The organism is Pedobacter sp. ASV28, from assembly GCF_016428855.1.
Taxonomy (GTDB): Bacteria; Bacteroidota; Bacteroidia; order Sphingobacteriales; family Sphingobacteriaceae; genus Pedobacter.
Window position 1 is genome coordinate 1 of the sequence record NZ_JAELTN010000106.1, and the last position, 9,613, is coordinate 9,613.

9 protein-coding genes are annotated in these 9,613 nt (G+C 38.8%); 6 read left to right on the forward strand and 3 right to left on the reverse strand.

Annotated features, from left to right (window positions below; all coding sequences use genetic code 11):
- Together JHD79_RS21970 and JHD79_RS21975 are read left to right on the forward strand one after the other, a co-directional pair.
- Positions 1–1,195: outer membrane beta-barrel protein (locus JHD79_RS21970; RefSeq protein ID WP_199121510.1), on the forward strand; the 1,195-nt coding region annotated here is incomplete at its 5' end.
- A gap of 3 nt (positions 1,196–1,198) precedes the next feature.
- Entirely contained in the window at positions 1,199–1,978 is a 780-nt protein-coding gene (locus JHD79_RS21975) for a GLPGLI family protein (RefSeq protein ID WP_199121511.1), read from the forward strand.
- A gap of 496 nt (positions 1,979–2,474) precedes the next feature.
- Here JHD79_RS21975 and JHD79_RS21980 read toward each other — a convergent pair whose 3' ends face one another.
- The 3 genes from JHD79_RS21980 to JHD79_RS21990 form a co-directional block, all read right to left on the reverse strand.
- Entirely contained in the window at positions 2,475–3,170 is a 696-nt protein-coding gene (locus tag JHD79_RS21980; protein ID WP_199121512.1) for a response regulator transcription factor, read from the reverse strand.
- A gap of 1 nt (position 3,171) precedes the next feature.
- Positions 3,172–5,007 carry a sensor histidine kinase KdpD gene (locus tag JHD79_RS21985; RefSeq protein ID WP_199121513.1) on the reverse strand — a complete coding sequence of 612 codons (1,836 nt, stop codon included), beginning with the start codon at positions 5,005–5,007 and terminating at the stop codon, positions 3,172–3,174.
- Between the two features lie 139 nt (positions 5,008–5,146).
- On the reverse strand, positions 5,147–5,515 hold the full coding sequence (locus JHD79_RS21990; protein WP_199121514.1) for a DUF3127 domain-containing protein: 369 nt from the start codon (positions 5,513–5,515) through the stop codon (positions 5,147–5,149).
- Positions 5,516–5,586: 71 nt separating this feature from the next.
- Here JHD79_RS21990 and JHD79_RS21995 point away from each other — a divergent pair, with 71 nt between their 5' ends.
- The 4 genes from JHD79_RS21995 to JHD79_RS22010 all read left to right on the forward strand — a co-directional run bounded on the left by JHD79_RS21995 (position 5,587) and on the right by JHD79_RS22010 (position 9,608).
- On the forward strand, positions 5,587–6,786 hold the full coding sequence (locus JHD79_RS21995) for a class I SAM-dependent RNA methyltransferase (protein WP_199121518.1): 1,200 nt from the start codon (positions 5,587–5,589) through the stop codon (positions 6,784–6,786).
- A gap of 50 nt (positions 6,787–6,836) precedes the next feature.
- Entirely contained in the window at positions 6,837–7,091 is a 255-nt protein-coding gene (locus JHD79_RS22000) for a helix-turn-helix domain-containing protein (protein ID WP_199121515.1), read from the forward strand.
- 112 nt (positions 7,092–7,203) lie between these two features.
- Positions 7,204–7,851, forward strand: a complete 648-nt coding sequence (locus tag JHD79_RS22005) for an HD domain-containing protein (RefSeq protein ID WP_199121516.1) — start codon at positions 7,204–7,206, stop codon at positions 7,849–7,851.
- Between the two features lie 317 nt (positions 7,852–8,168).
- On the forward strand, positions 8,169–9,608 hold the full coding sequence (locus JHD79_RS22010; protein WP_199121517.1) for a 7TM diverse intracellular signaling domain-containing protein: 1,440 nt from the start codon (positions 8,169–8,171) through the stop codon (positions 9,606–9,608).
- Positions 9,609–9,613: the final 5 nt, after the last annotated feature.

Genomic DNA, 9,613 nt, shown 5'->3' on the forward strand with positions numbered 1-9,613 from the left:
CCCCCCCCCCCCCCCCCCCCCCCCCCCCCCCCCCCCCCCCCCCCCCCCCCCCCCCCCCCCCCCCCCCCCCCCCCCCCCCCCCCCCCCCCCCCCCCCCCCCCCCCCCCTCTTTTACGCAGGTCTCGTGGGCTCGGAGATGTGTATAAGAGACAGCTATAAAAAGGGAAAGACTGTAATCAACATAGGAACCAAAACAAGTTTTGTAAATTTTGACCAGACCGAAATCTATAAAAATCAAAGTCTTAGCCGCAACTTTATCAACTGGTTGCCACAGGCCTCTTATCAATATAAATTTTCGGCACAAAAATCCATTAGTTTTGGCTATAATGGGTCAACCACACAACCTACGGTCAATCAACTTCAGCCGGTTAGGTCAAATGACGATCCGTTGAACATACCTGAAGGCAATGAGGATCTAAGACCTTCATATACCAACCGAATCAACTTTAGGTACAACACGTACAAAATTTTAACCAACCAGAGTTTTTACGTGAGTGGTAGCTTTAGTTTCATCAACAATCAAATCATCAGTAATAATTTTACAGATAGCGAAGGAAGGACGATTTACAAATCGGTGAACCTAAACGACCACCTTCCCTTTAATTATTATGCCTACACTGGATTTTCCAAAAAGCTGTCTTTTTTAGGAAACATCAACGGTGGGCTTAATGTAAATGTTAATGGTTCGAGATTCTACAATTATGTAAATAACGAGCTGAATATTACAAACAGTATTACCGCAAATCCGGCTGTAAATTTTAGCAAGTATAATGATAAAAATAGTTTTTACCTCTCATTTGGCCCTAACTATACCTCACAGCAAGCTTCCTTGCAAAAACAAACCAGTAATAAGGGCTGGGGTTATTTAGGCTATATGGACCTAAGCCTTAAGCTCCCTAAGAAGATATCCGTATCTTCTAGCTCAGAGTATACTTACACGCCAAGTTCATCATCTTTTGACAGTAGTTTCGAGCGGTTTATTATAAATGCGTCCCTTACAAAGGCATTTTTCAAACAGGAAAGTCTTAAATTTATGGTCAGCGCCAACGATATCCTTAACCAGAACCAGGGTTTCAGGAGATACGCTTCTGCAAACACAATAACCCAAACCAGCTACAACAACATCAGCCGATATTTTATGTTCTCCCTCATCTGGGATTTTAACAAAATGGGCGGACCAACAACTAAACCTTAAGCCATGAGAAACTTCAAATTTATATTAACAGCATACCTATTATTCATTTCATCTATTACCATGGCCCAACATGCCCGTTTTGTTCATCAGGGTGCAATAGAATTTGAGAAAAGGGTAAATGCCTATGCCCTGATCAAAGATCAGATTAAACTCTGGGGAGACGACAGCTTTAGCTCGAAAGCTTTTGAGAGTTATCAGAAAAACAATCCTCAATTCAAGACCTCAAAGAGCAAGCTCATCTTCTCGAATGACAAAACCGTTTTTATACCAGAGGAAGAAGCCATTTCTCAAGCCAACACCTGGTTTAATCTTATTCAGTTCCAACAAAACAATCAGATTTTAACCAATACCACAACGGGTATGAGTACCATTCAAAAAAAGGTATTTGAACAAACCTATCTATTGAATGATAGCACACGAAAAATCAATTGGAAAATTACCGATGAATTTAGAAATATAGCGGGCTACAACTGTAGAAGGGCAAATGCCATTGTGATGGATTCTGTCTATGTAGTGGCCTTTTATACTGACGAAATAGCCGTTAGCGGAGGTCCCGAATCATTCAGTGGATTACCTGGAATGATATTAGGTGTTGCCCTACCCCATGACCATGTAACCTGGTTTGCCACATCTGTTACCGATCAAGTGGTTACCGAAGACAAATTGAAAATCCCAACAAAAGGGAAGCCAGTTAACAATAAGCAGCTATTGGATATTTTAAAATCTGCCCTAAAAAGTTGGGGGAAATCTGCCGACCAAACCCTCAAGTGGTCTTTGCTATAGGCAATATAAGACTAATGGTATTCGAGCTATGAAAAATGAGCTCAAGTTTTGGGATCTTTTGAAAAGATAAACATTTCATTTCCAATAGGCCCAATTAAGTTGGGGGATAGATGAAAGTTGACTATCTTCTTTTTTGGCTTTTTTCTAAAAACCAAGATCGTTACACAGCATTTCCAAAGCATAATTAATTTCTATTTTAATGCCCAAAGAGAAATCACTGCCTAAAGAGAGCCAATTACCAGATAGATTTAGTCCTCTATTCCAATTTTACGGCAACAAATAAAGAATTATAGATTTTATCTATTTATTTCCTATAAAAATATAGAACCCATAAATTAATAGACATTGAAGTTAAGAAAGTACAGCTTTTGGCTACGCTTATTTTCGTCTCCAATGGCAACTGGTCCTGATGCCATACAACCGCTACTTTGGCCTATTACGGCTTGCCGCACCTAGCCAAAGTTAGTTTTAAAGCTGAACATGGGGCTAGCTACATTTAGTTGACAATCAGTTTGTACCCTTTGCCATGCACATTGATGATTTCTACCTTAGGATCCTCTTTTAGGTATTTCCTCAACTTGCTTAAGAAAACGTCCATGCTGCGCCCATTAAAATAATTGTCATCATGCCAAATATTCAACAAGGCTTCTTCTCTGGTCAGTACACTATTCTTTTTTAGGCACAATAGGCGTAACAACTCAGCTTCTTTAGTAGAAAGCTTTTGTTGTTGCCCATTAAAATGAATCAACTGCGTGGTATAATCAAAAATATAATCGCCTATTTCAAATTGCTTAGGCTCTGGCTCTTGCACCTGGCTATCCTTAACCGAAACTCTTTTCAATAAGGCGTTGATACGCAATAAAAGTTCTTCTATCCTAAAAGGTTTAGTAATATAATCATCACCTCCCAAATCATAGGCAGAAGCCTTGTCTTCCATCATTGCTTTTGCCGTGGCAAATATAATGGGTACCTGTTGGTTAGCTTTTCTAATCTCTTTACCCAAGGTAAAGCCATCCTTTTTAGGCATCATTACGTCCAATATACAAAGATCAAACTGTTGCTTGGTAAAAGCTTTGATTCCTTCCTCTCCGTCTGTACAAAGTACAACTTCAAATTTCCCTTTAAGCTGTAGGTAATCCTGCAATAAGAGCCCTAAATTTGGATCGTCCTCTACTAGTAATATTTTCTTCATGTTAATCATTTGGTTTAAATGGTAACGTAATAACAAATGTGGTACCCTTATCTTTTTCGCTCATGACCTTGATGTTGCCGTTCATTTGTGTGATCATATCATGAACATAGCTCAGCCCCAGCCCAAAACCTTTAACATCATGTAGATTTCCGGTAGGCACCCTATAAAATTGATCGAATATTCTTTTGGCTTGTTCTTTGGTTATCCCAATGCCAAGGTCACTTACTTCTATAACAATGCTATTTGCAGCAGACCTGGTCTTCAAAGTGATATGGGGTTCATCTGCACTATACTTATTGGCATTATCTATAAGATTATAGATGACATTAGAAAGGTGCAATTCATCTCCCCAAACCACATCTGGATCTGCCTCTAAATTTAGCACAACTGAAGCATTTCTTTTTTGCAGCTGCAGGCTCATGCTATCTACCACCACCCCTATCAGGTCATTAATTTTAACCGGCTTGCGTTCTAGCTTAATCTCCTTCTTATCCAGCTTCGCCACGTTTAATACGCGTTCAATATGATTTCCCAGTCGTACATTTTCATCATAAATGATCCCGGCCAACCTATTTATCCTTGCTTTATCCGCTGTAAGCTCGGGGTCTTTCAAGGCCTCACTGGCAATCATGATGGTAGCTACCGGTGTTTTAAACTCATGGGTCATGTTGTTGATAAAATCTGTTTTCATTTCAGAAAGCTTTTTCTGCCTAATGATCGCGTAAATGGTATAGGCAAAAATAAACACCAAGATCAGGAGCAGACCTACCGACGAGACCAGGGTGACAAACATATTGTTGAAAATAAGCGAATTCTTATTGGGGAAACTCACATAAAGCATTCCAGGATCTTTAATAACCAGATCGTTGCCAAAAATAATCTTTTTAAAAGTATTCTTCGGAAGCATTTCCTCGCCCGGCAGGGATACATTTTGATAGATGACCCTGTCTTTACTATTCGATGGAGTGATCCAATAATTATAATCAAGGTTAATATTCTTGCTAAGCAATTCACGCTTAATTAAAGTATCTAGGATATCTTGGCTAGGTATTCGATCTTCGAGGGGTACATTTTTGTTTTCCAGTTCTTTGGCTACATCTTGTACCAGGTTAAAATTACCTGTGCTAAATATCACCGTATCAGCATAAAGCCTTTCCAGTTCCATTTTATATTTACGCTCGGCCTTTGCATCTTCCAATTTAAACTTGGTCTTTAGATCTGGGTCGATACTGGGAAAAGAAATGAACTGTGGCAGGATAGTGGTAGGATTATAAGCAAGATACCGAATGGTATCGGGTAGTTTATTGGGGTTGAGGTTGGCCTTTTTCTTATAGAATGGCGTAATGCGCCTCCTTAACAAGTTGCCGTTCTCATCTTTGATATCATCTACCCTCAGGTTCAGGGTATTCTTGTTGGGGGTTGGATTAGATAATATGGCAAAATCTTCTTCGCTAATCATTTCAGGCTGCCAAAAGCCTTCTCTAATTAAACTGTCCTGAAGCCCTATATAATCAAAGATCTGTTGTTTTTGCTTTAACTTACGTAATGCCTCCCCCTCTTTAAACCTTACTTTGAAGGCTACTATGCTATCTGTCTGGCTTCGTATATTCTGCTTTTTCTGCTCTTTGATCTCCGTATCCTTTCTATTGATATGTACAATCACATTCTTTTTCTGGATTTTGTTGACAACAGCGGTTAGCGCCTGATTAACATCTTGTTCAAAAAGCTGAGATTTTAAGTTGTAGGACTCCCTGATGTAATACAATTGCATTACCAAAACACCCAACAAGGCAAAGGTCATGAGGGCAGTAATTATCCAGAGGCTCTTCTTTTTCATCCTGACTTATTCAAAAGTAAACAAGTAATCAGCAAATTGGCCAAGCTTTAACAATTTTTAACAGTACCACTTCAACAAAAAAGCCGTTCAGTTTGACTAAACGGCTTTGATTATAGTGGTGTTTTCTTAAAAAGCAATGTTAGAAGGGCAAATCATCTTCTTCGCCTGCCGAGGTGTTCACATCGACAGGAGCTGCATATTGAGGAGCCGCAGGAGCAGAACCTGTATTGGTCAAGGCTGTTAAGCGCCAAACCACCAAACTATTGAAATAGGAAGTCACTCCATCTTTATTTGTCCAGGGACGACCCCTTAAATTAAACGAAACTTCCACTTCATCTCCAGCTTTAAGGCTATCGAATAATGCCGTTTTATCTTGTAAGGCTTCAAATCTAATATATTCAGGATATGTTGGATTTTCTGCGTATTCTATGATTAAATCACGTTTCTTAAACGTTTCGCTCACTTGTTGTATTGCACCAATTTCGTGCACCTTGCCTTTGATTTCCATGTCTGTATACTAATAATTATCTCTTCCACCCAAATCTCTATATTTTTATTGATAACTTCGCACAGAATATGATGCAAGTTTTCCACAACAAGAGCAAGGTGATTATTACCTGTAACAAAAGACTTTCTACTTACCTTAAAAACGAAGTTGAAAGTTTAGGCTATACTATAGAAAGAGAATTTTCAACTGGTGTTGAACTCAACATTACCCTAACGGAATGTATCAAGCTTAACCTTAACCTGCGTTGTGCCAGCCAGATCCTATATCAGCTTAAAAGTTTCAAGGCCAAAAATCCAGAGGAACTTTATACGGCATTGGTCAATATTGAATGGGAAGAATTGATCGATTTTACGGGTTATTTTTCCGTAACCTCAAATGTTGACAACCCCTTCATTACCACTCCTCTTTTTGCCAATCTAAAAGTAAAAGATGCTATAGTTGATCGCATTAAAGATAAAAAAGATATCCGGCCAAACACTGGATCAGATGCAAATAAAACGGTTATCCACCTGTATTGGAAAGATAGCGAAGCCGATATTTTTATCGACACCAGCGGGGAAACGCTCAGTAAACACGGCTACCGTAAGATACCGGGCAAAGCACCCATGTTGGAAGCCTTAGCCACGAGCGTAATTATGGCTACCAATTGGGATCAACGATCGCCATTCATTAACCCCATGTGCGGATCAGGCACTTTGGCCATCGAGGCTGCACTGCTGGCCACCAACCGCAGGCCTGGCTTGTACAGAATGAACTATGGATTTATGCATATCATTGGCTATGACGAAGAAGTCTTTTTTGCCGAAAGAAGGATTTTAAAAGAACAGGTCATTAAAAATGTAGACTTAAAAATAGTAGCTACAGATCTATCTGCAGATGCTGTTGACGTGAGCAGAAGAAATGCAAAAACAGCCGGCGTAGACCAGATCATCGAATTTGAAGTTTGTGATTTTGCAGACACCCAAGTACCTCAAGGAGATAAGGGAGTGGTGATCTTTAATCCCGAATACGGAGAACGACTTGGCGTTCACAGCAAATTGGAAGCTACTTATAAAAGAATGGGAGACTTCATGAAAAAGGAATGTAAAGGTTATACAGGTTATATCTTTACCGGAAATCCTGATCTTGCCAAAAGAATAGGGCTCAAAGCTGATCGAAAAGTAGAGTTTTATAACGGTAAACTAGACTGTAGAATGTTGGAGTATGAACTTTATGACGGTAGCAGAAGACCTGACGAAGAACGCCCCCAAAAAAGAAACCACGATTTGTAAAACTTTTTTTAAACATCTCTGTTAATTGTCTACATCAACCATAAGGTTTAATGAAAGACAATTTTAAGCGGAAAATGCAACTCGTTGCTTCCAACATCAGAAAAATACGCGAGTATAAAAACTACACTCAGGATTATTTAGCTGCCAAGATTGGTATATCCCAGAACGCCTACAGTAAAATAGAATTGGGGTATAGTAAAATATCTTTAGACAGGTTTTTCCAGATTGCCGAACTTTTAGAAGTAGACAGTGCAGATCTATTGAACTTCAACAAGGAAGAGTTCGAGCAAAAATACAGGAAATGAACAAATCTTTGAGCAAATTAGCTGGCTCTATGCCAATATCTTAGGTCATGCCCCCTCTTTTTAAGTTGGTTTTAAAGATAAAAAGGCGAGCTTTGATGGCATAAAATGAATTATGGAACACCTCATTGAACAAACCATTACTTTTGTTAAACACACGCTGGCAGATGCCGAAGCTGGTCATGACTGGTTTCATATTGAACGCGTTCATAAAACCGCTAAGACCATTAATAGAGAAGAAAAGGCAAATGAATTGATAGTAGAGCTAGCTGCCCTATTACATGACATAGCCGATAGCAAATTTAATGGAGGCGATGAAGAAATTGGGCCCCGAAAGGCTGGAGAATTCCTTACCTCCATAGGATTGGCTCCCGACATCATACAAGAAGTAAAACTGATCATTAAAAATCTTTCCTATAAGGCAAGCCTTGGCACCATCACCTATCATTCAAAGGAACTAAATGTGGTACAAGATGCAGATCGTTTAGACGCCATAGGTGCTATAGGTATAGCTAGGGCCTTTACCTATGGAGGTTATAAAAACAGGGTATTACACGACCCTGAAATAAAGCCACAGCTAAACATGACAAAAGAAGCCTATAAAAATACTACGGCCCCCACCATCAACCATTTTTATGAAAAGCTATTGCTCTTAAAAGATTTGATGAAAACCAATGCCGGCAAAAAAATAGCCCAACAACGCCATGATTTTATGCTACAATATTTGGAGCAGTTCTATGCAGAATGGGAAGGCATAAAATAAACACAAACCCTCGTTTCTGTTCTTTTTATAAAATCTTATCAGGCGATTTTACCCTGCGCTTAATTTCCTATTTTAACTTGAGTTTAGGTTAGTAAATTCAAAAAAGTACAATTTGGCTTTTAAACCTATTTTCGCCTCAATGACCGAAGCACCTGCTACTACAAAGGAAACCACCTTCGCTTAACGCCCTTAAAATTAGGCCATTTCTCCTCCCGAAATCGATTTATATCAGTAGATGATGTAAATAGGTAATCTTCTTTCTGTATAATTTGATTATTTTTATCGTCTCATAAACCAAATAACCTAAATCTAAAATTTTGAAACCCTTATTGCGCCTACTATTGCTGTATGCGTTAATACTTCCCAAGGTATCTAATGCACAGGAATCTGTAAAATTAAACGGAGCTGTTAAACAACACATCTTTTCCTATAAAGAAATAAATGTATTTGAAGACCATTCTGGAAAACTGGGCATAAAAGATGTATCCTCTTCAACATTCGATTCGGTCTTTAAAAGCAGTAGAACTTTTATTCCTAAAGCCACCAATAGCAAATCTACCTATTGGTATAGGATAAAACTGGAAAATACCGAAGATACCGGAGCCTTCCTACTGGAATTTTATGATCAAACGATAGATAACATAAAAATCTATCACCAGGATAAATCCGGAAATTTTCAGCGGTCTCAATTTGGGGCGCAATTAAATTTTAAGGAACGACAAATTCATCATAAGAACTTCACCTTCAACATCAGCCGAAAATTTAAGGGAGAACAAACCTATTATATAGCCATTAAAACCGAGCAACCAGCAGCTGTAATGATCGTATTGAAAAAGATCAATTGGTTTATACAGTATGGCCTTAGGGAATACTTACTCCTGGGCCTGCTATATGGTATGATACTGGTATTTTGCCTGTACAACCTGGTCATGTTTTTTGCTGTTCGGCAGAAACAGTACCTATACTACGTCTTATATAACCTGAGCATCGGAATATATGAAGTGAGTTCAAACGGCACGGGCTTTCAATATCTATGGCCCAATTATCCGGCATGGAATGAAATAGCTTATGGTGTAGCCCTTTATATGGCAGTTACTTTTAGCATGTTGTTTGCCAGAGAGTTTCTTCATTTGAAACATAAAGTCCCTATCTTGGATAAAGTCATCTTAGGTTATCTTGGCCTAAGGACAATTTTTTTCTTATGCTGTCTTTTTATAAACAACCATTGGTTCGTTTATAAATTCATAGAAATCATACCAGTGTTATTGGCCCTATTTTCGGGTATTTATATTTTAAGAAAGGGTTATTATCCGGCCAGGTTTTTCGTAGCGGGGTATTCCTTTATTTTATTGGGCCTTTTGATAAGAATTATCAAAGTTTTAAATGTGGGCAAAATGCCTTTTGGCCCCCTCAACTTCTATAGCCTAAGCTTTTGTTTGATAATGGAGATGCTTTTTGTAACTTTTGCCATAGGCGATAATATTCGCCTATTGAAGAAAAAGAAGGAGAAGGCGCAACGTAGAATCATTCGGGAATTAGAATCCAAACAGGCATTAAAAGACAAATTGAATACCGAATTAGAGCAAAAGGTAATACTTAGAACAAGAGAGGTTTTGGAAAAGTCTGAAATTATAGAGGCACAAAATCAGGAACTCTTGCAACAGGCAGAAGAGATCCGAAAAATGAACGACCTTTTGTCAATTGACAATACACCTGTCTCTTATACACATCTGACGCTGCCGACGATCGAGCCATAGTGTAG

Bases quoted from the DNA above. Each gene is read 5' to 3' on its own strand.
- JHD79_RS22005 (WP_199121516.1), top strand. From the start codon at position 7,204: ATGGAACACCTCATTGAACAAACCATTACTTTTGTTAAACACACGCTG.
- JHD79_RS21985 (WP_199121513.1), bottom strand. From the start codon at position 5,007: ATGAAAAAGAAGAGCCTCTGGATAATTACTGCCCTCATGACCTTTGCC.
- JHD79_RS21990 (WP_199121514.1), bottom strand. From the start codon at position 5,515: ATGGAAATCAAAGGCAAGGTGCACGAAATTGGTGCAATACAACAAGTG.
- JHD79_RS21980 (WP_199121512.1), bottom strand. From the start codon at position 3,170: ATGAAGAAAATATTACTAGTAGAGGACGATCCAAATTTAGGGCTCTTA.
- JHD79_RS21995 (WP_199121518.1), top strand. From the start codon at position 5,587: ATGCAAGTTTTCCACAACAAGAGCAAGGTGATTATTACCTGTAACAAA.
- JHD79_RS22000 (WP_199121515.1), top strand. From the start codon at position 6,837: ATGAAAGACAATTTTAAGCGGAAAATGCAACTCGTTGCTTCCAACATC.
- JHD79_RS21975 (WP_199121511.1), top strand. From the start codon at position 1,199: ATGAGAAACTTCAAATTTATATTAACAGCATACCTATTATTCATTTCA.